Here is a 25,123-nt window from a genome sequence, read left to right as displayed (position 1 = left end):
GGATCCCCCCATGGCCGTCACCGTCTTCCAGCAGCAGCTCCGCGACCGCTTCCTCGCCGCCACCGTCACGCCGCCGCCGGCGCCCTGGCAGCCCGTCGGTCCCGGCATGATCGCGGTCGGCGGGCTGCTCGGGATCGGCTTCGCCACCGACCCGGCCACCGGCCACGACCTCGTCCTGGCGGTCTCGACCGCCGGGCACGGCCTCTTCGACGCGACGACCGGCGAGAAGATCGCCCGGGTGTACGACCCCGAGGAGGAGCCGGACGGTCCGGACCTCGCCTGCCCCGGCATCGGCCCGGTCGCCGACGTCCGCGTCCCGGTGGCCGGCCTCCACGGCGGCGGCCTGCACACCGGTACCGACGACGGCTGGCACGTCGAGGTGCTCGTCCCGGAATGGCCCAACGAGCGGGTCCTGCTCTGCACCGGCGGCGGACCGTACACCGGCGACCACGGCGAGACCTGGTGGCAGGTGTTCCACTCCTCCTGGTCGACCTTCCGCGCCGCCGGGTTCTCCCCCTCGGGGCGGACCCTGGCCGTGGCCACCAGCAGCGACCTCACCCTCTGGAGCCGCCCCGACCCGCGGGGCCGGTGAGCGGTCCGGCTCCCGCCCGAGGTGCGGGCCGCGCTCCGGTCGCCGATGCTGGGCGGCGACGCGCGCGCTGCACGGCGGCCGGCCCGGCCCGAGGAAGGACACCCGCATGAGCTCACTCGACTTCGAGGTCATCGACAGCCCCGACAGCTCGCTCAACAAGACCTCCGTGCTGGTGACCGGGCCCGACGACGCCCTGCTGGTGGACGCCGGGTTCACCCGCTCCGACGGGCGCCGGCTGGTCGACCGGATCCGGGCCTCGGGCAAGCGGCTGACCACGGTGTTCGTCAGCCACGGCGACCCGGACTTCTACTTCGGCGCGCAGGAGGTGCAGGACGCCTTCCCGCAGGCGCGGTTCCTGGCCACGGCGTCCACCGTCGAGCACATCCAGGAGTCCTACGAGGGCAAGCTCAAGGCCTGGGCGCACCTCGGACCGGAGCTGCCGACCCGCCTGGTGCGGCCGGAGCCGCTGCACGGTGACGAGCTCGTCTTCGAGGGACACCGGTTCGAACTGCGCGGCGCCGACTTCCACCTGCCGGACCGGCACTACCTCTGGCAGCACCACCACCGGGCGCTCCTCGGCGGGGTCCTGCTCTTCGAGGGCCTGCACGTCTGGACCGCCGACACCCCGACCCCGGCGCAGCGGGGTGCCTGGATCGACCTGCTGGACGGCATGGAGGCGCTGGAGCCGGAGTTCGTGGTGGCGGGCCACCGGACCGCCGACGCGCCCACCGACACCACGGCGATCGCGCACACCCGCGACTACCTGCGCTCCTTCGAGACCGAGATCGGCCGGGCCCCCGACGCGGCCGCCGCCAAGGAGGCGCTGGAGCACCGCTACCCGGGGCTGGGCATGGCACTGGCGGTCGACCTCGGTACGAAGGTCGCCAAGGGCGAGATGGTCTGGGGCTGAGCCGCGATGATCGAGATCCCGAGGTCCGAGATGTCGTTCGCCGAGTCCGACGCGCCCGCGGACGTGGTGCGCCGCCAGTACCTGGCCTCGGCACGCGGCGATCTGGCCGCGCTGCGGGCCACCCTGGCCGAGGACGTCGAGTGGACGGAGATGGCCGGCTTCCCGCTGGGCGGCACCTACCGGACACCGAAGGGCGTCACCGGCGGCGTGATGGAGCGGCTGGCCGCCGACTGGGAGGACTGGACGGCCCACGACGACAGCTACGTGGTGGCCGGCGAGAACGTCGTAGTGCTGGCCCGCTACACCGCGGTCAACCGGGCCACCCGCCGACCGCTCGACGTCCGGGTGGCCCACCACTTCACGGTGCGCGGCGGCCGGATCGTCCGCTTCGAGCAGTTCGTCGACACCGCACTGGTCCGCGAGGCGATGACGCACACGCCGTGACGCGGGTGCCCTGACGCAGGTGCCCTTACGCGGGGCGCCCTCACGTCCGCCTGCTGGCCGCCGCAAACCCCGAACGCCCTCGCTTCACCCGTTCGGGGGAGCCTGTCGCGGCGCGCCTGGCGTGGCCTCGACAGGCCCTCCGACCGGCGGCAGGCTGTCCGTGATTCCGGCCGGAGAGCGAGGAGTTCAGCATGAGCACGGACACAGCGGGTACGGCCGACGGGCGCGGGCGCCCGTACGTCATCGTCGGCGCCTCCCTCGGCGGCGCGAAGGCGGCCGAGGCCCTGCGCGAGGCCGGCCACCAGGGCGACATCGTCCTGATCGGCGCCGAGCACGAGCGCCCGTACGAGCGGCCGCCGCTCTCCAAGGGCTATCTGCTCGGCAAGACGCCGCGCGAGAAGATCTACGTCCACCCGCCGCAGTGGTACTCCGACCACGACGTCACGCTGCGGCTCGGCACCGCCGTCACCTCGGTCGACCCGGTCGCGCACACCGTCACGCTCGCCGACGCCGGCCGGATCGAGTACGCGAAGCTGCTGCTCACCACCGGTTCGGTGCCGCGCCGGCTGCCGGTACCCGGCGCGGAGCAGGACGGCGTGCACTACCTGCGCCGGGTGGAGGACAGCGACCGGATCAGGGCGGCGCTGGTACCGGGTGCCCGGGTCGTGGTGATCGGGGCCGGCTGGATCGGACTGGAGACGGCGGCGGCGGCCCGGACGGCGGGTGCCGAGGTCACCGTGCTGGAGGCGGCCGAGCTCCCGCTGCTGCGGGTGCTCGGCCGCGAGGTCGCCCAGGTCTTCGCCGACCTGCACCGCGACCACGGCGTGGACCTGCGGTTCGGCGCCCAGGTGGAGGAGTTGACGGGCGAGGGCGGCACGGTCACCGGCGTCCGGCTCGGCGACGGCACGACGGTGGCGGCGGACGCGGTGATCGTCGGCATCGGCGTCGCCCCCGACACCGCGCTGGCCGAGTCGGCCGGGCTGGCGCTCGACAACGGCGTGAAGACCGACGAGTACCTGCGCACCTCCGACCCGGACATCCACGCGGCGGGCGACGTCGCCAACGCCTTCCACCCGCTGTACGGCCGCCACATCCGGGTTGAGCACTGGGCCAACGCACTCAACCAACCGCAGACCGCCGCGCGGGCGATGCTCGGCCAGGACACGCCGTACGACCGGGTGCCGTACTTCTTCACCGACCAGTACGACCTCGGCATGGAGTACACCGGCTACGTGGAGCCCGGCGGCTACGACCGGGTGGTCTTCCGCGGCGATGTGAAGGCCAACGAGTTCATCGCCTTCTGGCTCGCCGACGGCCGGGTGCTCGCGGGGATGAACGTCAACGTCTGGGACGTCACCGACCCGATCCGCGAACTGATCGTCTCCAAGCGCGTGGTGGACGCCGACCGCCTGACGGATCCCAAGATTCCCCTCGGCGAGCTCTGAGGCACAACAAGAGCCCTGGCCGGCAAGAAGCCACCCGATCAATCGCCGCGGGCGACGAACCGGACCCGGCTCGGTGGCCAGGGCTCCACCCGGCGGGCGTGAACGCCCTCGACATGGGGCGTGGCCCAGCCGGCACCGGGACGAGTCCGTCCCTCACGTGCGGCGAGCGGCCATCCTCGTCCGCCACCCGCTCGACCTGGTGGGCGGCGGCATCGGCGCTTGGGCAGGTGGTGGCCCCGCATCATGAAGTGCAGCGCGTCGAGCAGTTCCTGGCCGTAGGCGAAGTCCTCGCCGGCCTCGGTGAGGCGCTGGATGTAGGTCATCGCCTGCCGGTAGCCCCCGATCGCGGCCGCGACGGCGTCGCTCGCCTCGATCGGGGTCTCACCCACCATGATGTCCTCGACGTCCGACACGCTCGCCGCACAGACCTCGCCACGCCGAAGGTCGCGCGCACCGAGCTCGCCAAAGTTGAGCGTCAGCTTGTCAAGAAAGCTCTGGCGTCGCTATAACTTTCTCGTCGAGGTGCCCAGGCAGGAGGACAGAGCCGGGCAGGTCCGGCGCCATGGCGCCTCTGGGCACCCGTGACCGTTCACGACCGTGAGGAGCTGATCCCTTTGTTGATGCGTACCGACTCCCTGCGCGGAATGCGCGACCTGGACCGGCTGACCCAGCAGTTGGTCGGTACCGCCTCCCAGCCGGCGGGGATGCCGCTGGTCGCCTACCGCGACGGCGAGGTGTTCGTGCTGCGCCTGGACCTGCCGGGCATCGACCCGAAGACCATCGACCTGGACGTGGAGCGCAACGCCCTGACCGTGCGCGCGGAGCGCGCGTCCGGGCTGCCGCAGGGCGCGGAGGTGCTGGCGGACGAGCGGGTGCTGGGCCGTTTCTCCCGGCAGGTGTTCCTGGGCGACGCATTGGACACCGACCGGATCGAGGCCGACTACGACCAGGGGGTGCTGAGCGTGCGCGTGCCGATCAGCGAGAAGGCCCGCCCCCGCAAGATCGCCATCACGGCGAAAGGCGAACGCGAGGCCATCTCCGCCTGACCGCGGCGAGGCGGGGCGCCCCGCCTCCTGCGGGGCGAAGACTGCCTCCCCGACCGGCGCGGAAAATCTATGCCCGCTGGAGTAGACATTGCCGCGCACCGTGGTTAGTGTTTCTCTCGTAGACGAGATCAAGCGGTACCCGCCAGACACGAACTGGCGGGCAGCAGTTCAGAAGTGCGCAGGTCGGCACGGTTGCAGGGTTCTGAAGCCATGGATGGTGCAGTAGGCGACGGGACTGGCGGCCGGGCCGGGTGGCCCGCAGGTATCAGGGGCCACCGCCGAGCGGTACCGCAGTTCAGCAAGTGCACTACTCGTAGGTGAAGTTGAGTTCGGCAGTACCGGCAGTCGCAGTACGCGGTATCCCGGTGAAGGCGCCCAGGCTGCGGGCGCGCGCACTGGGAGTCCGGCAGTGGGGTTCCAAGCCGAGCAGGTTGAGCAGGACGGGCGACGGGGCTGGCTGCCGGAGTCGGCGGGACCGCCAGGGACCGCCGCAGCAGGACCGGGTAGTTGGCACTACCACGCAGTGGGAAGTACCGCAGTTCGCAGTAACCGGCCCGTACAGAGGATGAATGGAGGGACAACGCGCCATCAGGATCGCCCGGCCCGTGAGGAAACAGCCCGGGCGGACTCCGTAGACCCCAACGCAAGGACGGTGGTTTCCGGTCACGCATACGCGATCCCCGCACACCCCCTCCCCCGGGGCAGTGCGGACACAAGGACCCCGGCCCCAGAGCCGGTAGATGGTGTAAAACCCTTCGGGGCCCCGGGAGCCGCAACGGCCCCGGGGCCCCTCAGCGCGTCCCCGGGCACAACAACTAGAAGAGGTGCAGTGACCACGACAGCCATTCGACCGCATACCCCCGACTCCCTCGACGACGACGACTACCCCGCCTACACCATGGGCCGCGCCGCCGAGATGACCGGCACCACCCCCGGCTTCCTACGCGCCCTCGGCGACCAGGGCCTCATCACACCCCTGCGCTCCGACGGCGGCCATCGCCGCTTCTCCCGCTATCAACTACGGATCGCCATGCGCGCCCGCGACCTCGTCGACCAGGGCACCCCCATCGACGCCGCCTGCCGCATCATCATCCTCGAAGACCAACTCGAAGAAGCCCTGCGCATCAACGAACAGCTCCGCCGCGACGCCGGGCAGGAACCCGCAGCCGACACCTGATCCACCCACCAGGCCGACGAGACCGGCCCGCGGTGAGCGGCAGGTGCTCACCGCAGGCCGCCCCGGTCACCCCCGACCGCCGGTCGGCCACTCCCACCGCACGGCCCGCCTCACCGGCGCAGGCTGGTTCCACGCCGCCCGGTAGGACACCTCTCCTCCCCGCCGGAAGTCACTTCCGGGTCGTTCATCCCCTACCCGTTCGGTCGGGGATGACGATGCGGCAGGCGGCCGGCGCCAATGGGGGATGGGCGTCGTCACTGAACCCCCCTGGTTCTGCGAGAACGCATTGAGGGGCCCCGGCGGCCGTGTCGGCTCCGGGGCCCCGAAGGGGTACAACACCATCTACCGGCCTGGGCCGGTCCTTGGGTTCCGCGTTGCCCCGGAGGCCGGGGTGTGCGGGGATCGCGTATGCGTGACCGGAAACCACCGTCCTTGCGTGGGGGTCTGCGGTGTCCGCCCGGGCGAGTGTTCACGGGCCGGGCGATCCTGATGGCGCTTGCGCCCTCCATTCATCCTCTGGACTGCACTGTCATTTCCGTACTGCCTGTACTGCACTCACTGAACTACGCACAACCGGTACCGCTGGTGGCGGCCCCTGATACCTGCGGGCCGCCCGGTCCGGCAGCCAGCCCCGTCGCCGTCCTGCACCTGCCTGGCTTCGGAACTCCACTGCCGGACCGAACTGCGAACTTCTGTCCAACAACCCCGGCCAGTTCGTGTCTGGCCGGTATCGCCGACTGCTGTCTACGAGAGAAACGCTAGACCCGCCCGCGAGCAATGTCTACTCCAGCGCGCATAGATTTTGCGTTCGCCGCGAGTGAGGTACTCTTCCGGTGCGTGGCGGCGGCACCCCCCGAGCCGCCGCCACGCCCTGCCGACGAACAAGCAGTAGCGCGCAGGGGGCGGGAGCGGAGGGCCTGGCACCCGGAGCACCGCAGACCGCCCGGGACGGGCAGGCTGCCCTCGTCGAGGCGATCATCGAAGCTGTCCGCGGCGGCGGCGAACCATCCGCCGGCTACTGGCCCGCTTCGCCGAACCGGACTCCATCGCCGACCTGTAGGCCCTGCGCGATTCCCTCCACGCCCCCGCCCATCCGGCCCCCCAGGCAGAGTGACTCCTGCCAGGCTGGTGACCAGGTGGGCGGTGCCGTCGGCGAGCCGGTAGGAGAGCCCGACGACGGTGACCCGGCCGGCCTGGACCTCTGCGGCAGGCACGCGGGAGCGGTCCAGCAGCAGGTCGACGGGGGGCCGTCTGCGTGAGGCGATGCGGTCCGCGTCCTCGGTGTGCCCGGCCGCGGCAGCGCCCCAAGGCCCTTCCCGGCGGCGCGCGCCGGGCGGGGACGGCCGAGCGCGGTGCGGGGCGCGGCCGGCCGGACTGGTCGATTGACCGGCGGGCCGCGCCCCGGCGGGGGCTACAGGGCGTGGGTGAGGCGGTCGGCCAGCAGGCGTGTGAAGCGGGCCGGGTCGGGCAGGTCTCCGCCTTCGGCGAGCAGGGCGCTGCCGTGGACGAGTTCGGCGGTTTCGGCCAGAGCCGGGTTGTCCGCTCCGGCCTGGTGGGCCTGGTGCAGGGCGGTGATGAGGGGGTGGCTGGGGTTGAGTTCGAGGATGCGCTTGACCTGGGGAAGTTCCTGGCCCATGGCCCGGTACATCTTCTCCAGGGTGGGGGTCAGGTCGTGGGCGTCGCCGACCAGGCAGGCGGCGGAGGTGGTCAGGCGGGTGGAGAGTCGGACCTGCTTGACGTGCTCGGCCAGCGTGGCCTGGAGCCAGGCGAGGAGGGCGGCGAAGTCCTCTTCGCGCTGCGCCTTCTCCGCCTTCGCCTCGTCACTGCCTTCCCCGTCGGCGTTGTCATCGAGGTCGACCTGGCCCTTGGCGACGGACTGGAAGCGGTGGCCGTCGAAGGCGGGGATCTGGTCGGTCCAGACCTCGTCGACGGGGTCGGTGAGGATCAGGACCTCGTAGCCCTTGGCGGTGAAGGCCTCCATGTGCGGGGAGTTCTCCACCATCGCCCGGTTCTCGCCGGTCAGGTAGTAGATGGTGTCCTGGCCGTCCTTCATCCGCGCGACGTAGTCGCGCAGCGTGGTCGGCTTCTCCGCGTCATAGGTCGAGGCGGCGCTGACCAGTTCCAACAGGGCGTCGGTGTTGTCGCGGTCCTCGATCAGGCCCTCCTTGAGGACCCGGCCGAACTGCTCCCACACCTTCGCGTAGGTCTCGCCGTTCTTGGTCCGCATGTCCTTGAGAGCGCCGAGGACCTTCTTGACGAGGCGCCGGCGCACGGCGGTGATCTGGCGGTCGTGCTGCAGGATCTCGCGGGAGACGTTCAGCGACAGGTCGTGGGCGTCCACCACGCCCTTGACGAACCGCAGGTAGTTCGGCATCAGCGCGTCGCAGTCGTCCATGATGAACACCCGCTTGACGTACAGCTGCACGCCCCGCTTCGTGTCCCGGGAGAACAGGTCGAACGGGGCTTGGGCGGGGATGAACAGCAGCGCCTCGTACTCGAAGGTACCCTCGGCGCGCATGTGAACGGTCTCGGCCGGGGCCTGCCAGTCATGGCTGATCTGCTGGTAGAACTCGCTGTACTCGGCCTCGGTCACCTCACTGCGAGGACGGGCCCACAGCGCCTTCATCGAGTTCAGCGTCTCCGGCTCGCCCGCAGCCACACCGTCGGCGTCGGCGTCGGCGCTGTCGTCGGCAGTGGTACTGACGGGCTCGGTGGCCATCCGGATCGGCCAGCGGATGAAGTCCGAGTACTGCTTGACGATCTGCCGGATCTTCCACCGGGCCAGGTAGTCACCCAGCCCGTCCTCACTGTCCTCGGCCTTGAGGTGCAGGGTGACCGAGGTGCCCACCGGCAGACCTTCGACTTCCGCGATCGTGTAGGTGCCCTCGCCGTCGGACTCCCACACGGTGCCCTGCTCGGTGCCGGCGCGACGCGTGTGGAGGGTGACCTTGTCGGCGACCATGAACGCCGAGTAGAAGCCGACGCCGAACTGGCCGATCAGGTGCTGCGCGGCATCCGCGTCCTTCGCCTCCTTGATCTTCGCCAGCAGGCCGGCGGTGCCGGACTTGGCGATGGTGCCGATCAGGTCGACGACGTCGTCGCGGGTCATGCCGATGCCGTTGTCCCGCACCGTCAGGGTGCGGGCGTCCTTGTCGACCTCCAGGACGATGTGCGGGTCGGAGGCCTCAAGGGTGGAGTCGGTGAGGGATTCCAGGCGGAGCTTGTCGAGGGCGTCGGAGGCGTTGGAGATCAGCTCGCGCAGGAAGATGTCCTTGTTGGAGTAGATCGAGTGGATCACCAGCTGCAGCAGCTGGCGGGTCTCCGCCTGGAACTCCAGCGTCTGGGTCGGACTGGCCACGGGAGGCTTCTCCTTCGAGTGGTGGAAAGGGTTCGTATCCGGTCAGGCCCCCGGGGCCGGCGGGTGTACCGCGTGGCCGGCCCCGGGGTGTTCAGATGTGGCTGAGGGGCTGGTAGGGCTGCTCGGGGCGGGTGTGGCCGGGCCGGGCGGTGCCGTCGCAGGACAGGAAGAGTTTCCAGCCGTCTCGGCACTCCAGCGTCGCGCCGTAGCGGACCACGGGCGGGTCCGGGCGCGTGCCGTACCGGTCGACGCGCACGATCCCGCCGGCCGCGTCGTCGGCCGCGACGGCGGCGGCGACGGCGGCGGCGACCAGGGCCTGCTCGACGAGGGCCACCGGAACCGACGAGCCCGTCAGGTCCGGCACCACCACGCCGCCGTCGCCGTCGCCGTCGCCGGTGGTGACGGTGGGCGCGGGGCCACTGGCGTGCGGGTCGCGGACCGGCAGCGGCCTGCCCGGCGCGGTCACGGGCCGGCTGGCGGTGTGCGGCGCTGCCGAGCGCTGTCGTCCCGCAGCTGGTCGGCTCGGGCGGTGAGCTGATCGAGGCGGTCGGTGAGCTTCGGGTGGCCCGCCTCCAGGAGGGGCCGGGTCTCGGCGAGCGGGGCGAGCAGACGGGCAGGGTCGTGGTGGCCCAGTGCGTCCAGGAGGCGTTCGACGGCGGGGGCTGCCTGGGGGCCGAGGCCGTCCAGGGCGCCGATCTGTCCGGCGAGGCGGCGCAGGTCGGCGGCGTTGTCGCGGGCCCAGGTGGCCACCGCGCGGTCGGCGGCGCGCTGGCTGCGCGTGGCCTGGACGCGCTGCTCGCCGGTGCTGCCCGCCTCGGTGCCGGCGTCAGCGTTGGGGCGCAGGCGCAGGTAGCGGCGTTCGGCGGCCTGGCGGCTCTGGACGCCCAGCGGTTCGGCGAGCTCGGCCCAGGTGGCGCCCGCGTCGCGGGCGGTCTCGATCAGGCCGGACTCCCAGTCGGCGAGCTCCGCGCGCAGGTGGCGCAGCAGCAGGAGTGCGGAAAGGGCCTGCTGCGGATCGTTTTGTCCGGTGTCGTCCGGGGGTGCGTGGCGGGCGGTGCGGGCGGCGGCGTCCATCGTGCCCAGCGCGGCGGCGGCGGCCAGGAACGAGGCCGGCCCCACCCCGGCCGCGCCGGTGTCCTGGCCGTCCATGTTGTCACCCTTTCGATGACTGGATGCTTGTCATCATAGGGATGACATAGTACACGATTCGCGTCGCCTCACACCGGTGCGAACCACCTGCGCCGGCCGCACTCCCTTGCCGAGCGCCACCGCGTCCGCCAGGACGAGCAGCGGGCCCTGCCGATCCTGACCCCCCTCCACGGCCCGGCGGCTCGTCGTCAGCTCCACACCCGGCGCAGGGCGTCCTCGGCACGCAGGTCGGCGAGCGTCGGATAGCCGTCCACCGCCATGATCAGGTCGGCCTCGGCGAGCAGCGAGCGCAGCACGTGCACCACGCCGTCCTCGCCACCGAGGGCCAGGCCGTAGGCGTACGGGCGGCCGACGCCGACCGCCGTGGCGCCGAGGGCGAGTGCCTTGACCACGTCGGCGCCGCTGCGCACACCGGAGTCGAAGAGCACGGGCAGGCCGTCGGCGGCCTCGACCACGCCGGGTAGCGCGTCCAGCGCCGGCAGGCCGCCGTTGGCCTGCCGGCCACCGTGGTTGGAGCAGTAGACGCCGTCCACGCCGCCGTCCCGGGCGCGGCGGACGTCCTCCGGGTGACAGAGGCCCTTGAGGATCAGCGGCAGCTCGGTGAGCGAGCGCAGCCAGGGCAGGTCGGCCCAGGTGAGCGGGTTGCCGAAGACACCCGCCCACTCCAGCACGGCGGCGCCCGGGTCCTCCTCCGGGGCCTTGGCGAGGCGGGCCCGGAAGACCGGGTCGGAGGTGTAGTTGGCCAGGCAGTGCCCGCGCAGCTGGGGGAAGTTGCCGGTGGCGAGGTCGCGCGGGCGCCAGCCGGTCACCCAGGTGTCCAGGGTGACCACGATGCCCCGGTAGCCGGCCTCCTCGGCTCGGCGCACCAGGCTCTCGGCGAGCGCCCGGTCGGTGGGGGTGTAGAGCTGGAACAGGCCCGGGGTGTCGCCGAGTTGGGCGGCGACCTGCTCCAGCGGGTCGACCGAGAGGGTGGAGGCCACCATCGGCACGCCGGTGCGCGCGGCGGCCCGGGCGGCGGCGAGGTCGCCGTGGCCGTCCTGGGCGCAGAGGCCGATCACGCCGATCGGCGCCAGGAACAGCGGTGCGGGCCACCGCATTCCGAGGAGGTCCACCGACAGGTCGCGCCGCGCGGCGCTGACCATCATCCGGGGCACCAGGCCCCACCGGTCGAAGGCGGCCGCGTTGGCGCGCTGGGTCCGCTCGTCACCGGCGCCGCCGGCCACGTAGGACAGCAGCGTCGGCGGCAGCGCGGCCTCGGCACGCGCCGCCAGCTCGGCGAAGGCCATCGGGAGCTTCGGCAGCCTGCCGAACAGCGCGTCGAAGTAGATCTCGTTCTGGTAGTCCCCGAACTGCTGCCCCGTCATGACCGGTCGCCGTCCTCTCCTGGGGCCGGTCCGTCCGGGCCGGTCCCGGGCGGCGGCCGCGCCGACCCCACCCTGTCAAACCACGGGCCGCCGGGGGAGACCCCCGCGCGTCCGGACGGGCCCCGCCGGTCAGGCGGTGACCAGCGCGACGACGAAGCCGTCGTAGCCCTTCTCCCCCACGGTCTGGACGGCGGTGGCGGTCAGCCGGGGGTGCGCGGCGATCAGCTCGGTGAAGCGGCGCACGCCCTGGACGCGGGGGTCCGTGCTGGTCCCGTCGGTGACGGCGCCGTCGCGGACCACGTTGTCGCCGATGATCAGGCTGCCGGGCCGGGTGAGCCGTAGCGCCCACTCCAGGTAGTCGGGGTTGCTGGGCTTGTCGGCGTCGATGAAGACCAGGTCGAAGGGCTCGGCACCCTCCTGCTCCAGTTGCGGCAGGGTGTCCAGCGCCGGGCCGGTGCGCAGGTCCACGACCGGTGCGAGCCCAGCCCGTTCGAGGTTGCGGGTGGCGACGGCGGCGCACCGCTCGTCGGCCTCCAGGGTGACCACCCGGCCGCCCTCGGGCAGCGCGCGGGCGAGCCAGATGGTGCTGTAGCCGCCGAGGGTGCCGATCTCCAGCACCCGGCGGGCGCCGTGCACGCGGGCCAGCAGGGCGAGCAGCTTGCCCTGGTTGGGTGCCACCTGGTGCGGGGGCAGCCCGGCCGCCTCGCTGTCGGCGACGGCGGCGAGCAGGGCGGCGTCCTCCTCGACCAGCAGGCCGTTGAAGTAGCCGTCGACGGCGGTCCAGGTCTGCTGCGGGGTCGGCCGGCCGGTCTCCGTGGTCATCGCGAGTTCCCTTTCAGTACTGACTCAGTTCCGAAGGGAAACCTACGCCATGCCCGAGCCGGCCCGAGCACCGGCCCCAACCCGAGCCGGACCGAGCACCGGCCCCTCCCCCGGGCGGGGGCCGGACCGAGCACCGGCCCCCCGCCGCACGGACGGGGGGCCGGTCGCCCGTCGGCTGCCTGCCGACCCGGCGGGGTCAGGCCACCGGCGGGAAGGCCTCGGCGTCCGGCTTGAGGAGCTGGCCGGGAGCCGGCACCTGCCGGCTCACCAGGTAGGAGGTGACCAGCTTGTTCAGTTCCTTGCTCCGGCCGACCGCGCAGTGCTCGATCACGTCGACGCTGACCAGGACGGCGCTGCCGAGCTGGCGCTGCATGCGCTTGGCGAAGGTGTACTGGGTGGCCGGGTCGTAGAGGTTGCCGATCACCATCACCGGGGTGGCGGTGCGCCGGTTCCACGGGCCGGTGTACCGCTCGACGTCGCGCGCCGGGGCCGGCCAGGTCGCGCAGGCGGGCGCGTCGAAGGCCTGGTAGCGCCCGAAGGTCGGCGCGTCGCGCTCCCAGGAGCGGGCCGCGTTGACGAAGGCCCGCGGGTTGGACGGGTACGGCTTGTCCTGGCAGTTGACGCCGTAGTAGGAGTCGTCCGCCGAGTACGGGGTGTCCGCCGGGGCCTCGCGCAGCGCGGCGGGCACGGTCACCGCCAGCGGGTCGGCGTCGGCCGCGTTCTTCGGGACGGCCAGGGACGGGGCCTTCTGCTGGCGGAGCACGTCGTCCAGCGCCTGCAGCGAGGTGGCCAGCGGGGCCTGCCGGCTCTGCGCGTAGAGCGCGTTGGCGACCTGGCTGGTGAAGCTGGACAGCGTCACCCGGGTGCCGTTCGGCAGGGTGACCGGGGAGGTGCGCAGGTGGTCGCGGATCGCGTCGAACTTCGCCCGGGTGTCGCCCGCGCCGAAGGCGCAGCGCGGCGCACCGGCCGCCTCGCAGCGCTTCAGGTACTCGTCCAGGGCGAGTTCGAAGCCGTTCGCGCGCTGCCGGTCGTACTCCAGGCCGTCGTGCAGCCGCAGGTTCGGGTCGACGTTGCCGTCGATGATCACCGCGCGGACCTTGTCGGGATACATGTTGGCGTAGGTGGCGCCGATCAGCGTGCCGTAGGAGAAGCCGGCGAAGGAGAGTTGGCGGTCGCCGACCCCGCGGCGCATCCGGTCGAGGTCACGGACCACGTTCTCGGTCGACATGTGCTCGATCAGCGGGCCGGCGTTGCGGTCGCAGGCGTCGGTGTAGTCCCGGGTGGCGGCCAGCGTGCCGTCGATCTCGGCCTTGGTGACGGGCACCCCGGTCAGCCGGTCGAAGACGCCGTTGGCCTCCTCGTCGGTGCCGAAGCACTTCAGCGGGTTGCTCAGGCCGACGCCGCGCGGATCGAAGCCGACCAGGTCGAACCGGGCCTGGACCTCGGGCTCGAAGCGGGTCGTGGTCGCCCAGAGGTAGCCGCTGCCGCCCGGGCCGCCGGGGTTGAGGAACAGTGAGCCGATCCGCTTCGCCGGGTCACCCGCGCGCCGGCGCATCATGGCGATGCCGATCTTCTCGCCGGACGGGTGCGCGTAGTCCAGCGGCACCGGGTAGACGGCGCAGTCGTATATCCCGGGGTCCGGCTTGGACGGGTCGGGATTGCACGGTGCCCAGGCGACCGGGTCGACCCGGGCCTCGGCGGCCGCCGCGCCCGGGTCGGGTGCCGCCGAGGCGGCGGCGGTGGTGCCGGCGACGAGCGCGAACGCGCTGGCGACCGCCAGCGCGAGACTGGTGATACGGGACACGTAACCTCCTCCGGTTCTGCAAACCCGGTCAGCCTGGCAGCCGCTCCTCGGGAGGGGAAGACCACGTACCACCGTGGATTCTTCTGGTGCGACGCCATCTGTCCGGCAATTTCCGTTATCGGAACAGGATCTGGCGCAAAATCCGCCGCGGGCCGTCCGCACCCCCTCACCATCCGGACAGCGCCCGCCTGCTGGTGATGTCCCGTCAGATTCGCGCGGGTAGCGCCCGCGCCGCCGGTGGCGCCGCCACCGCTCCCGGGCGGCGGCGCTCCGCCCAACGCACCGCCGGCCCCATCGCCCAGCCGGCCGCCGCGAACAGTGCGCCCAGCAGCAGCCAGCCCGGCGTGCCCCAGCTCAGCAGCAGCGTGGTGAGCAGCAGCGGCCCGACCGTGCGTGCCACGGCCACACCCGAGCCGAAGAACCCCTGGTACTGGCCGGTCTGATGGGCCGGCGCCAGGTCGAAGGCGATCTGCCAGGAGCCGGCCGACTGCCGCAGCTCACCGGCCACCTGGAGCGCCGCGGCGGCGACCAGCAGCCCGCCCAGCGCCCAGGGCGGCAGGCCCGCGGCGGCGGCCACGGCGAAGACCACGCAGGAGACGAGCAGCACGACGCCGGCCTCGCGCACGGCCCGCGAGGCGGTCCGCAGTCCGGTGACCCGGCGGGCCACCCGCACCTGGAAGAGCATCACCCCGACCGTGTTGAGGACGAACAGGCCCGATCCCAACCAGCCGAGCCCTGGCGCCCGTTCGGCGATCCAGAGCGGGATCACCAGGCTGAGCAGGGGCATCCGCAGCAGCAGGACGGTGTTGAGCAGGGTCACCACCGCGAACGGCCGGTCCGAGAGCACCTCCAGCCGGGGCGCGGCGCCGGTCCGGTCCCGGCCGGGCGCCACCGCGGGCAGTCGCAGCAGCGTCAGTCCGGCGCCCAGGAAGCCCAGCGCGGTCACCAGGAAGGCGGCGAGGAAGGCCGTCCGCGTGCCGACGGTCAGGACGACGCCACCGAGGGCCGCGCCGAGCGCCAGTCCCGCGTTGAGGGTGGACTGCAGCCGGGCGAGCAGTTCGGTGCGCTCCTCGCGCGGAACGAGGCCGCCGACCAGCGCCTGGCGCGCGGCCGTGAGCCCGGACTGCGTCGTGGCGTACACGGAGGCGGCGAGCAGGAACGCCGCGAAGGAGTGGACGACCAGGAAGGAGGCGACGGCCGCACCGGTGGCCAGGGCCAGCAGCACCGCCGTGCCCCGCGCCCCGCGCCGGTCGGCGAGGTGGCCGAGCGGGACTCCCGCCAGCGAGCCGATCGCCCAGGCGACGGCCAGGCCGAGGCCGAGCCGGGCGGGCGAGAGGCCGACGACGTGGGTGAAGTACAGCGCCGAGCAGGTGAAGTACGCGCCGTCGCCGATCGAGCTGATCAACTGGGCGGCGGCGAGGGTCCGCCGGGCCCCTGCCGGTGGGACGGATCGAATCGACACAGCTCTCCCGGGTCGGGCGGCCGTCGGCCGCTCGGTCGCACTGACAGGATCAATGCTAGGGAGCGGGTGGACCGGCCGACAGGGCCAGTGGTGTGGCACAGGAGTGGGCCACTTCGCCGCCGGGGCCGGTCCGGTCCCGGTCCGGCCCCGGCCCCGGCGAAGGGGGCGGGACCGGGCCGTCGGCCCAGCGGCGAACGCGGACCCACCGACGGCAGAGCCCAGCGGCGAACGCGGACCCACCGACGGCAGAGCTCAGCGGTAGACGCGGACCCACCGACGGCAGAGCCCAGCGGCGAACGCGGACCCGCCGACGGCAGAACTCAGCGGTAGACGCGGGCCTGCAGACGGTAGAGCTCCGCGTACAGGCCCTCCGCGGCGGCGAGTTCGGCATGGCTGCCGACCTGCGAGACCCGGCCGCCCTCCAACACCACGATCAGGTCCGCCATCCGCACCGTCGAGAAGCGGTGCGACACCAGCAGGGTGACCGCTCCGGTGTCCGCCCGGGCCTGGGCCGCGAGGTCGGCGAAGTGCTCGAACAGCGCGTGCTCGGCGGTGGCGTCCAGGGCGGAGGCCGGTTCGTCGAGCGCCACCAGCAGCGGGCGGCGGCGCAGCAGGGCCCGGGCCAGGCCGAGCTTCTGCCACTGGCCGCCGGAGAGTTCGGCCCCGTCGCCGTAGCCGCGGCCGAGCAGCCCGTCGAGGTCGCCGTCGACCCGGGCCAGCGCCGGGCCGCAGTCGGCGCTCTCCAGAACCCGGGTGAGCGCCGCGTCGTCGTCCAGCCGCTCCAGGTCCCCGATGCCCACGTTGTCCCGCAGCCTCAGCTCCAGCCGGGCGAAGTCCTGGAACAGCGTGGCCACCCGGCGCTGCCAGAGCTGCGGGTCGCACTCCTCCAGGTCGACGCCGTCGATCAGGATCCGGCCGGAGGTGGGCCGGTAGAGCCCGCACAGCAGCTTGACCAGGGTGCTCTTGCCGGCGCCGTTCTCGCCGACCACGGCGAGCGCCGCGCCGGCCGGGATGTCCAGGGTGACGTCGTCCAGGACGGCCCGCTGCTGGCCGGGGTACCGGAAGGTGACGCCCTCCAGGCGGATGCCGGCCGTCATGGCCTCGGGGACGGCGCCGCCCGCCGCCTCCTCCCGGCGCGGCTCGCGGAGCCCGTCCAGCCGCTGCAGGGTGCGGCCGGCGCCCTGGAGCACCGAGAGCAGCGTGAGCGCGCTGGAGACCTGCAGGCTGACCTGCGCGGCCAGCGTGATGACCAGGATGACGTCGCCGATGCCGGCGCCGGCGCCGCTGTTCACGGTCTGCCGGGCAACCAGGTAGATCGCACCACCGTACGCGGCGGCGAAGGCCAACTGCCCTATCGCGCGCAGCAGTCCGGCCTTGGCGTGGGCGCGGGCCAGAGTGCCGGTGGCGCGCCGCCAGTCGCGGCCGTGGCGCTCGATGAGCACCGACGCGGCGCCGGACAGCCGCACCTCCTTCACGGAGGCGTGGGTGGTGGCGAGTTCGAGCAGGTGCCGGCCCAGCCGGTTCTCCGGCGCGGTGGCCTCCTTGCCCCGATCGACCAGGAGTTGGGCCCGGTTGCCGACCAGCACGGGCACCACGGCGAACAGCGGGAGCAGCAGCAGCCACGGGTTGAGCAGTCCGAGCAGGACGGCGGTGACGGCCATCTGAAGCCCCAGGCCGCCGAGTTGGAGGACGGCTTCGAGCGCGGCGCGGGTGCGCGGCAGCTCCTCGCGGATCAGGGTCAGGGCGTCGGCGACGTCAGCGCGGTCCAGCTTCTCCAGGCCGCGGTCGCCGTGGGCGATCGAGATCACCTCGGCCTGCAGGCTGAGCTCCTCCAGCTCACCCAGCTCGAAGTAGGAGAGGTGGGCGAAGTGATTCATCGTCAGTTCGACGACCAGCAGGAGCGCCGTGGTCAGCGCCAGCCAGGTGGCGGCCGAGCCGGTGCCGTCGATGGCGGCCGTGGTCAGCTCCTTGAGGCTGACCGCGATCAGCGGTGTGGCCAGGTAGCCGACGGTCATCAGCAGAACGGCGTGGGTCAGCCGGCGGGAGTCGCAGTGCACGGCGAGCCTCAGCAGCCGGCGCACGGCGTGGAACAGTGTGGTCATCGGGCACCCACCGGGCGCATGGTGCGGTCCTCTTCCTGTCCGTCCGGGTCCTGCGCGTCGGTCGGGCCGTCGCCGGATTCCTCGTCGCGCGCGAACCGCTCCGCCTGGATCCTGAACAGCTCGGCGTAGCGGCCGTCGAGTTCCATCAGCTGCTCGTGGGTGCCGCTCTCCGCCACGCCGCCGTCGGCCAGCACGACGATCCGGTCCGCGCGGCGCACGCTGGAGAACCGGTGGGCGATGATCACGCTGGTGATGCCCTCGGTCATCTCCAGGAAGCGGTCGAAGAAGGCCGCTTCGGCCCGCACGTCGAGCTGCGCGGTGGGCTCGTCGAGGATCAGCAGCGAGGCGCCGGCGTCCACCGCGAGCAGGGCGCGGGACAGCGCGATGCGCTGCCACTGCCCACCGGAGAGGTCGCTGCCGCCCTCGTACTGGGTGGACAGGACGGTGTCCAGGCCCTTCGGGAGCCGCGCGACGATCTCGGCCGCTCCGGCCCGTTCGGCGGCGGCGAGCAGTGCCTCGCGGTCGCCGAGCAGCTCCGGCCGGCCCATCCCGATGTTCTCCGCGGCGGTGAGCTGGTAGCGCGTGAAGTCCTGGAAGATGACGGCGATCCGGCGCTGCCACGCCTCGGCGGGCAGCCCGGCGAGGTCGGTGCCGCCGGCGGTGACCCGGCCCTCGGTCGGCTCGTGGAGCCCGGCCAGCAGCTTGACCAGGGTGGTCTTGCCGGAGCCGTTGAGGCCGACGATCGCGGTCGATCGGCCCGGCCGCAGCTCCAGCTCCAGCCCACGCAGCACGTCGGGGCCGTCCTCCTGGTAGCGGAAGGCGACGTTCTCGAAGCGGATCGGACCGTCGATCGCGGGCGAGGCCCCGGTGGGCGACATACCGGCGGGCGAGGTCCCGGCGGGCGAGGTCCCGGCGGCGGAGTCCGACGCGGGGCCGACGCCGGGCCGCGCGGGCACGCGGGCGCGGGCCAGGGCCTCGAAGCGGACCAGGGAGTCGTAGGCCGCCAGCCCGTACTGGGTCTGGACGTCGCTCTCCGGGAAGTAGACACCGAAGCGCATCGGGATCAGCACGGCCTGGAGCGCCACCGAGAGCTGGAGCAGCGACAGCGTGCCGTCGACCCCGCTGCGGGCCAGGACCACGAGCGCGGTGCCGCCGCCGAGCAGACCGACCACCGCGAGGCCGACGAAGGGCCAGAAGAGCAGCCGGCGGCGCCCGGTCCAGAGCGGTTCGAGGTATTCGCGGGCCTCCCGCTCGTGACGGCCGAGCAGCCAGGGCAACAGCCCCAGCATCCGCGTCTCCTTGGCGAGTTCGGGCCCGCCGGCGGCCCGCCGCAGATAGCCGACCCGGCGGCGCGGGCCGGCCAGCGAGCCCAGCAGGGTGGCGAAGCGGCCCAGCGAGCCGCGCTGGCCGAAGCGGATGACCAGGGCGGTGAGGGCCACCATGACCCCGGGGAGGACACCCAGCGTGACCGCCACCATCACGGCGGCGCCCGCCAGTTGGGCGTAGCGGGCGATCAGCGCCAGGGCTCCGGCGGCGGCGTCGCCCGGGGTGGGCCGGGCCCGGTCGAAGGCGCTGCGGGCGTCCGAGAGCAGGTCGAGCACGTCCTGCCGCTCCAGCTCCGCCGCGGGCAGGTCGTTCAGCGCGCCGTCCATCAGCCGGCCGATGCAGGCGCCGTCCACCCGGCGGGTGACCACCTCGCTGACCACGGTCTGGAACGGGGTCAGCAACTGCTGCAGCACGAACGCCCCGACGGCGATGCCGAGCGCCGCGGCGACCTTCTTCCAGTCCGCTCCCGTGGTGCCCCCGGCCGCCGCGGCGGCCGGGATGTCCGCGATGACCCGGCTGGTCCAGGCGATGAACGCGATCGGCAGCAGCCCGACCACGAGGTGGACCACGGCGCCCGACACGAGCAGGCCGGCGCCGGCATGGCGCAGCAGCTCGACGACGGCGCGCCAGCGCCTGACGCGGCTGCCGAGCCAGCCGGCGTCGGCAGACGGAACGGATGACGACACCTTGAAAACCCCCGTGGACAAGTGTGCTGACGAAGCCGGCGGACCGGTGAGGCACCGGCCCGACGAGCCGGGTGAACGACGTGCAGGGCGAATGACGAGCCGGGTGAACGACGTGCAGGGCGAACGATGAGCCGGGCGAACGACAGGACGTGGACCGGAAGGACGGACGGGCGGAACCGGCGGACTGCCGGGCCGGCGAGGAAGGGAGCGGACGCGTGACACGTCGTCGACCGCGGTCGTTCGTACCGGTGCTGGAAGACACCCCGAAGCAGGACCGGCGGCTGTGCGGTTCGGCGCGAGCAGGAGCCACGGGGTACCCGGGCGGTCGGCGGAGCGGCGGGCGTGGGTGACAACCGATTTTGTTCCGCTGCTGCTCATGATCGTGCGCCGCGATCAGCTTGGACTAGACCAGTGGTCACGTCAAGGAATTCGTGGAACTGCCGGTTCCGGGCGGGCCGGGTGGTTCGGCCCGCCCGGCCGAGGGGCGGCGCGGGCCGCCGGAAGGTGCTGGACAACCCGAAGCGGTGGTCGCTAGGGTCCGAAGCGGAAGGGAGCAAACCGGCCGGCCGGGTCGGTGTCTCCGTCCTTCACCTCGGACCGGGGTCGACGTGGGCCGCCGCCCGATCGGTGGCCCCGCACCTCTGGAAGCCGGACCGAGGGCGAGGCCCACAGCCAGCCCCACCCTCCGCGGCGTCCCACCCTCCACCGGACTTCACGCCGCACCGTCCCCGCGACTGCCGGTCGACCGCCGCACCGCTCCCGCCTCGCGTTCCGCCGGGCCGGCCGCGTACGGCGGTCGACCGGGCCCGCCCGCACGTCCCCGAGCGATGCACCGCACCCCCGAGGCGCCCCACTGCCGTGGCGCCCGGCCGAGGACGCGGCAGCCCCACCGCATCACCGCACCGCACCACGCCGTCAACCGACCGCGCCGCTGACGCGGCGCAGCCCCGAGAGGCATAGGCATGGAACAACGTCGTGTCGGCTCCCTCCGGTTCCACGGGGACCGGACCGGGAGCGCCCCGATGACCTGGGGTCAGCGCGCCATCTGGAAGTCCATCCAGTGGCTCGACGAAGGCGCCCACTACTACAACATCCCCCGGGTCGTGTCCGCACCACCTGGTCTGACGCGCCATCAGATTGAAGACGCACTGGGCCGGTTGCTCTCGCGCCATGAGGCACTGCGCACCCGGTTCGAGCAGACCGGGCAGGGGCCGGTGCAGCACGTGTCGGCCTCCGGCGAGCTGGCCGTCCCCGTCCACGAGGCCCCGCCGGGCGAGGGCGCGACGGTCGCCGACGAGGTGTCCCGGGCGCTGGCGGCCGAACCCTTCCGGCACCGCGAGGAGTGGCCGTTCCGCTGCGCCGTGGTGACGGAACAGGGCGAGCCGGTCCAGGTCGCGCTGGTCTTCTCGCACCTGGGCGTCGACTTCTGGGGCGTGCAGCAGGTCGAGCAGGACCTGCGCGACCTGCTCGCCGGGCAGGACCCGGAGCCGCCGGCCTGGCAGCCGCTGGACCAGGCGGGGTTCGAGACCGAGGGCCCGGGCGCCGCCCGCGGCGCCGCCTCGGTCGACTACTGGCGCCGGAGCCTCGCGGGCCTGCCGCCCACGATGTTCCCGGCCACACGGTTCCCCCCGGTCGCGGGCGAGGCCTCCCCGGTCACGGACGCCGCCGAGCGGTTCGTCCGGCTGCGCATGGACTCGCCCGCCACAGCGGTGGCCGCCAGCGCGCTCGCCGACCGCTGCGGGGTCAGCACCGGTACCGTCCTGCTCGCCGGGACGGCCGCGCTGCTCGGCGCGTACACCGGGAACAGCACCGCCGTCCTGCAGTTGATCGCCGTCAACCGGCACGACGAGCGCAGCCGCCGCCTGGTCGCCGCAATGACCGCCAACGCGCTGTTCTCCCTGGACGTGGCCCGGCCGACCTTCGAGGAGGTCATCCGCGCCACCTTCCTCGCCGGCATGAACGCCTACCGCTTCGCGCAGTACGACCCGCTGGTGGTCGACGGGGTGATCGACGCGGCCCGGGAGGCGAGCGGCGGCGCCCTGCGGCTCGCGTCCTTCTTCAACGACGTCCGCCTGCACGACCGTTGGGAGCGGCTGCCGGCCACCGACGGCTCCGCGGAGCAGCTGCGGGCGCTCACCGAGAAGACCGAGGTCTCGCTGATCGGCACCTGGGAGCGCCAGGACGCCGACTTCTTCGTGCACACCACCTACGAGCCGGACACCTGCCTGCTGTACCTGATGGCCGACACCGCGCTGATCCCCCGTCCGGAGATCGAGCGCCTGCTGCGCGCCTTCGAGCGGCTGCTCGTGGAGAGCGCGGCCGGCCTGCCGGGCCTGGACACCCTCCCGGTCGCCGGCTCCTGACCCGACCTCCCTCCCCCACCACCGAAGTACGCCCGGCCGAAGTACGCCCGGCGTAGGTCCGGTCACGCCCGAAGTACGTCCACGTACCTCGGAGCGCGCCCGACGTTCGCCCAAGTACGCCCGGCCGAAGTACGCCCGACGTACGCCCGAAGTACCCCAGAAGCCCTCCGTCGCACAGGAGCACGCACCCATGAGCAGTACCGCACCCGCCATCTGGGACGAGGAGGTCAGCGCCGCCGTCGAGCGCCTGACCACCGCCGCCGAGAACGAGTACTACAACCCGTACCAGACCTTCGACTGGCCGGAGAGCATCCCCGAGGGCGCCCTGTGGATGAGCGAGGACCTGATGACGGTCCACGGCACCGACGCGGCCGCCGAACTCACCCGCGAGCAGTACCTGACGCTGGCCAAGTGGGAGAGCGTCAACTTCTACAGCCTGAACGTGCACGGCATCCGCGAGCTGATGCAGGAGGTCGTGGCGCGCATCCACGCCCCGGGCTACGAGATCCCCACGCCGTTCTTCCACCACTTCCTGGGGGAGGAGAACGAACACATGTGGTTCTTCGCCGAGTTCTGCCTGCGCTACGGCGGGAAGCTCTACCCCAACCGGGCGATGAGCTTCGGCGACCAGAAGCACTCCGCGCTGTTCGACAACTTCATCGTGTTCAGCCGGATCCTGATCTTCGAGCAGATCGTGGACCACTTCAACAGCAAGATGGCCGGTGACACCGCGCTGCCGGAGACGATCCGGGCGATCAACCGGGTCCACCACCAGGACGAGTCCCGGCACATCGCGTTCGGCGCCCAGCTGGTCCGGGCGCTCTGGGACCGGCTGCGCGAGGCCGGCGACGAGCAGGAGCTGAGCGCCGCCCGGCAGTACATCGAGAAGTACATCAACGCCTCGATCCAGCAGCTCTACAGCGTGGACGTCTACCGGGACGCCGGCATCCCCGACCCGTTCGCCTTCCGCACCCGCCTGCTGGCCGACCCGGCCCGGGGGCCGGTCCACGACGCGATCGTCAGCCGCACCACCGCCTTCTACCGCCGGATCGGCGTGCTCGCACCGAAGGCCGCCTGAGCCCTCGGCCCCGCCGGGACCACCGGCACACGAGAACCGCCAGAACCACCGGAACCACCAGCCCTCCGGCCCCATCCACGAGAACGAGGTACCGCTCGCATGACATCGACCGTAGAGCCCACCGCCGTCCGGCTGCGCGACCCCGGCCCCGGCCTGGTCGCCCTCGACCCCGACCGGGCCGCGCTGCTGCTGGAGCTCGACGCGCTCTTCACCGGCCTGGCCGACCAGGTCGCCGCGCCCGCCGTGGTGGGCCCGCCGCTGCTGCCCGTCGAGGGCCTGGCCAAGCTCGACTACTTCCGGAACTTCCCCCACCTCGGGGTGCTCGCGGCCCGCCTGTCCGAGCAGGCCGTCGACGAGCTGGCGGCCGGTGCGGAGGCCGGCCGGCAGCCCGTCGAGCCCACCGGCTACGTGCTGCCCTCGGCCACCTGCTACGGCGTGCTGCTCTCGCTGGAGGGCCAGGAGGTCGGCGAGGAGCTGCGGCTGACCGCCGTCGGCCGCTGCTTCCGCAACGAGGACCACTACGACGGCCTGCGCCGGCTCTGGGGCTTCCACATGCGCGAGGTCGTGTACTTCGGCTCGGCCGACGGTGCCCGCGACCACGTCGCCACCTCCCGGGTCTTCGTCGAGGAGCTGGCCGGGCGCCTCGGCGTCGAGCTGTCGTACCAGCCCGCCAACGACCCGTTCTACGACCGGACCGGCTCCCGGGCGAAGCTGATGGCCCTGGACCCGGTGAAGTACGAGTTCGTCGCCACCGACGGCACCGCGATCGCCTCGGTCAACCGCCACCGCAACTTCTTCGGCGAGCGGCTCGGCATCACCTCGGGCGGCGAGACCGCGCACAGCAGCTGCACCGCGTTCGGCGTCGAGCGCTGGGTGCACGCGATGCTGCTCGCCCACGGCACCGCCGAGAAGGCCCTGGCCCGGGTGCGCGATGTCCGCGCCTGACACCGGGGAGCGGGCCCGGGTGCTCGCCGCGGCCGAGCGCGGCGCCGCCGCCCTCGGCGTGGAGTTCCCCCTGGTGCAGGCCGGTATGGGCGGCATCGCCGGACCGGCCCTGGCGGCCGCCGTCAGCGAGGCGGGCGCGCTGGGCACGGTCGCGCTCTACAAGGGCGACCGGGCGCTGGCCGTCGAGCTGATCGGCGACACCGCCCGCCGCACGGCGCGCACCTTCGGCGTCAATCTGATCCCCGAGGTGTCGGGCCGGCTGCTCCCGGAGCAGATCGGCGCGCTGATCGAGGCGGCCGACCGGCAGCTCGTGCTCAACAGCTACGGCCTGCCGCCGGAGGCCGAGGCCCGCCGGGTGCTCGACGCCGGCCACCGGCTGGTCGTCCAGGTCGGCACGCCCGAGGACGCGGCCGCCGCCGCGGCGTTGGGCGCCCACGCCGTCGTGCTGCAGGGCACCGAGGCCGGCGGCCACCACCTCGGCACCCGGCCGCTCGCCGAGCTGCTGGCCGCCTACGACCAGGAGCCGCCCGCGCTGGCGTCCGGCGCCGTCACCGACGGCGCCGGCCTGCTGGCCGCGCTCCGGGCCGGGGCGAGCGGGGCGCTGTGCGGCACGGTCTTCGTGACCACCGCGGAGTCCGCCGCGCACGACGACTACAAGAAGGCCGTCGTCGCGGCGACCGGCGCGGACACCCTGATCACCGACCGCTTCTCGATCGGCTGGCCCGGCCGTCCGCACCGGGTGCTGCGCGGGCCGGTCACCGATTCGCCCGAGCCGCCGCCGGCCACCCTGATCGCCTGGACCACCGTGATGGGGGTCCGCCGTCCGGTGCCGCGCGGCTCCGCGGCCGCCCCCACCGTCGAGGCCGAGGGCCGAATCGACGCCATGGCCCGCTACGCCGGCCTCGGCAGCGGGCGGATCACGGCCGTCGAGCCCGCCGGGCGGGTGGTCGCCCGGCTCCGCGAGGAGTTCCGGGCCGCCCTCGCCGGCGACGCCGCCCTCACCGGCGACGCGGTCCCCGACTCCCTCCGACCCTCCGAAAGGACGTGACC

Annotated in this window: 20 protein-coding genes; 10 read left to right on the top strand and 10 right to left on the bottom strand. The window is 73.1% G+C overall.

Annotation, left to right across the window (positions count from 1 at the left end; genetic code table 11):
* Window positions 1–10: 10 nt before the first annotated feature.
* From OG618_RS32310 to OG618_RS32295, 4 genes are all read left to right on the top strand, one after another.
* The gene (locus OG618_RS32310; RefSeq protein WP_329491139.1) at window positions 11–592 is read left to right on the top strand and encodes a hypothetical protein; all 582 of its coding nucleotides are present in this window, start codon (window positions 11–13) and stop codon (window positions 590–592) included.
* A gap of 106 nt (window positions 593–698) precedes the next feature.
* A complete protein-coding gene (locus tag OG618_RS32305; RefSeq protein ID WP_329491138.1) occupies window positions 699–1,502 on the top strand; it encodes an MBL fold metallo-hydrolase in 804 nt (267 codons plus the stop codon).
* A gap of 6 nt (window positions 1,503–1,508) precedes the next feature.
* Window positions 1,509–1,946: a nuclear transport factor 2 family protein gene (locus OG618_RS32300; protein WP_329491137.1), complete on the top strand. Its 438-nt coding sequence runs from the start codon at window positions 1,509–1,511 to the stop codon at window positions 1,944–1,946.
* Window positions 1,947–2,137: 191 nt separating this feature from the next.
* Window positions 2,138–3,391, top strand: a complete 1,254-nt coding sequence (locus tag OG618_RS32295) for an NAD(P)/FAD-dependent oxidoreductase (RefSeq protein ID WP_329491136.1) — start codon at window positions 2,138–2,140, stop codon at window positions 3,389–3,391.
* Window positions 3,392–3,429: 38 nt separating this feature from the next.
* On the opposite strand, the gene OG618_RS32290 is transcribed toward OG618_RS32295, so the two are convergent.
* Window positions 3,430–3,804 (bottom strand): hypothetical protein, encoded by a 375-nt coding sequence (locus OG618_RS32290; protein WP_329491135.1) that lies wholly within the window; start codon window positions 3,802–3,804, stop codon window positions 3,430–3,432.
* Window positions 3,805–4,011: 207 nt separating this feature from the next.
* Here OG618_RS32290 and OG618_RS32285 point away from each other — a divergent pair, with 207 nt between their 5' ends.
* Window positions 4,012–4,437: an Hsp20/alpha crystallin family protein gene (locus tag OG618_RS32285; RefSeq protein WP_329491134.1), complete on the top strand. Its 426-nt coding sequence runs from the start codon at window positions 4,012–4,014 to the stop codon at window positions 4,435–4,437.
* An 898-nt stretch (window positions 4,438–5,335) separates the two neighbouring features.
* A complete protein-coding gene (locus OG618_RS32280) occupies window positions 5,336–5,614 on the top strand; it encodes a helix-turn-helix domain-containing protein (protein WP_329492369.1) in 279 nt (92 codons plus the stop codon).
* Between the two features lie 1,411 nt (window positions 5,615–7,025).
* Here OG618_RS32280 and htpG read toward each other — a convergent pair.
* From htpG to OG618_RS32235, 9 genes are all read right to left on the bottom strand, one after another.
* Window positions 7,026–8,972: a molecular chaperone HtpG gene (gene htpG / locus OG618_RS32275; protein WP_329491133.1), complete on the bottom strand. Its 1,947-nt coding sequence runs from the start codon at window positions 8,970–8,972 to the stop codon at window positions 7,026–7,028.
* A 91-nt stretch (window positions 8,973–9,063) separates the two neighbouring features.
* Window positions 9,064–9,438, bottom strand: coding sequence for a hypothetical protein (locus tag OG618_RS32270; protein ID WP_329491132.1), 375 nt, complete (start codon window positions 9,436–9,438; stop codon window positions 9,064–9,066).
* Entirely contained in the window at window positions 9,435–10,121 is a 687-nt protein-coding gene (locus tag OG618_RS32265; protein ID WP_329491131.1) for a type III effector protein, read from the bottom strand. The genes OG618_RS32270 and OG618_RS32265 overlap by 4 nt, the downstream gene beginning before the upstream one ends.
* A gap of 188 nt (window positions 10,122–10,309) precedes the next feature.
* Complete coding sequence (locus OG618_RS32260; RefSeq protein WP_329491130.1) at window positions 10,310–11,485, bottom strand: alpha-hydroxy-acid oxidizing protein; 1,176 nt, start codon at window positions 11,483–11,485, stop codon at window positions 10,310–10,312.
* A 129-nt stretch (window positions 11,486–11,614) separates the two neighbouring features.
* Window positions 11,615–12,307 carry an O-methyltransferase gene (locus OG618_RS32255; RefSeq protein WP_329491129.1) on the bottom strand — a complete coding sequence of 231 codons (693 nt, stop codon included), beginning with the start codon at window positions 12,305–12,307 and terminating at the stop codon, window positions 11,615–11,617.
* A gap of 196 nt (window positions 12,308–12,503) precedes the next feature.
* A complete protein-coding gene (locus OG618_RS32250) occupies window positions 12,504–14,111 on the bottom strand; it encodes an alpha/beta hydrolase (protein ID WP_329491128.1) in 1,608 nt (535 codons plus the stop codon).
* 205 nt (window positions 14,112–14,316) lie between these two features.
* Entirely contained in the window at window positions 14,317–15,573 is a 1,257-nt protein-coding gene (locus OG618_RS32245) for an MFS transporter (RefSeq protein ID WP_329491127.1), read from the bottom strand.
* 320 nt (window positions 15,574–15,893) lie between these two features.
* Window positions 15,894–17,675: an ABC transporter ATP-binding protein gene (locus tag OG618_RS32240; protein WP_329491126.1), complete on the bottom strand. Its 1,782-nt coding sequence runs from the start codon at window positions 17,673–17,675 to the stop codon at window positions 15,894–15,896.
* Window positions 17,672–19,687 carry an ABC transporter ATP-binding protein gene (locus tag OG618_RS32235; protein ID WP_329491125.1) on the bottom strand — a complete coding sequence of 672 codons (2,016 nt, stop codon included), beginning with the start codon at window positions 19,685–19,687 and terminating at the stop codon, window positions 17,672–17,674. Before OG618_RS32235 ends, OG618_RS32240 begins: the two co-directional genes overlap by 4 nt.
* 1,022 nt (window positions 19,688–20,709) lie before the next feature.
* Between OG618_RS32235 and OG618_RS32230 the strand changes: the two genes are divergently transcribed.
* The 4 genes from OG618_RS32230 (at window position 20,710) to OG618_RS32215 (ending at window position 25,121) form a co-directional block, all read left to right on the top strand.
* On the top strand, window positions 20,710–22,050 hold the full coding sequence (locus OG618_RS32230) for a condensation domain-containing protein (RefSeq protein WP_329491124.1): 1,341 nt from the start codon (window positions 20,710–20,712) through the stop codon (window positions 22,048–22,050).
* Between the two features lie 190 nt (window positions 22,051–22,240).
* Complete coding sequence (locus OG618_RS32225) at window positions 22,241–23,128, top strand: diiron oxygenase (RefSeq protein WP_329491123.1); 888 nt, start codon at window positions 22,241–22,243, stop codon at window positions 23,126–23,128.
* A 99-nt stretch (window positions 23,129–23,227) separates the two neighbouring features.
* Complete coding sequence (locus OG618_RS32220; RefSeq protein WP_329491121.1) at window positions 23,228–24,073, top strand: aminoacyl--tRNA ligase-related protein; 846 nt, start codon at window positions 23,228–23,230, stop codon at window positions 24,071–24,073.
* Entirely contained in the window at window positions 24,060–25,121 is a 1,062-nt protein-coding gene (locus tag OG618_RS32215) for an NAD(P)H-dependent flavin oxidoreductase (RefSeq protein ID WP_329491120.1), read from the top strand. Before OG618_RS32220 ends, OG618_RS32215 begins: the two co-directional genes overlap by 14 nt.
* The last annotated feature ends 2 nt before the right edge of the window (window positions 25,122–25,123 follow it).

It is taken from the genome of Kitasatospora sp. NBC_01246, from assembly GCF_036226505.1.
Lineage (GTDB): Bacteria > Actinomycetota > Actinomycetes > Streptomycetales > Streptomycetaceae > Kitasatospora.
Note: the sequence above shows the minus strand (reverse complement) of the source record. Positions and strands in the feature narration are given on the sequence as shown.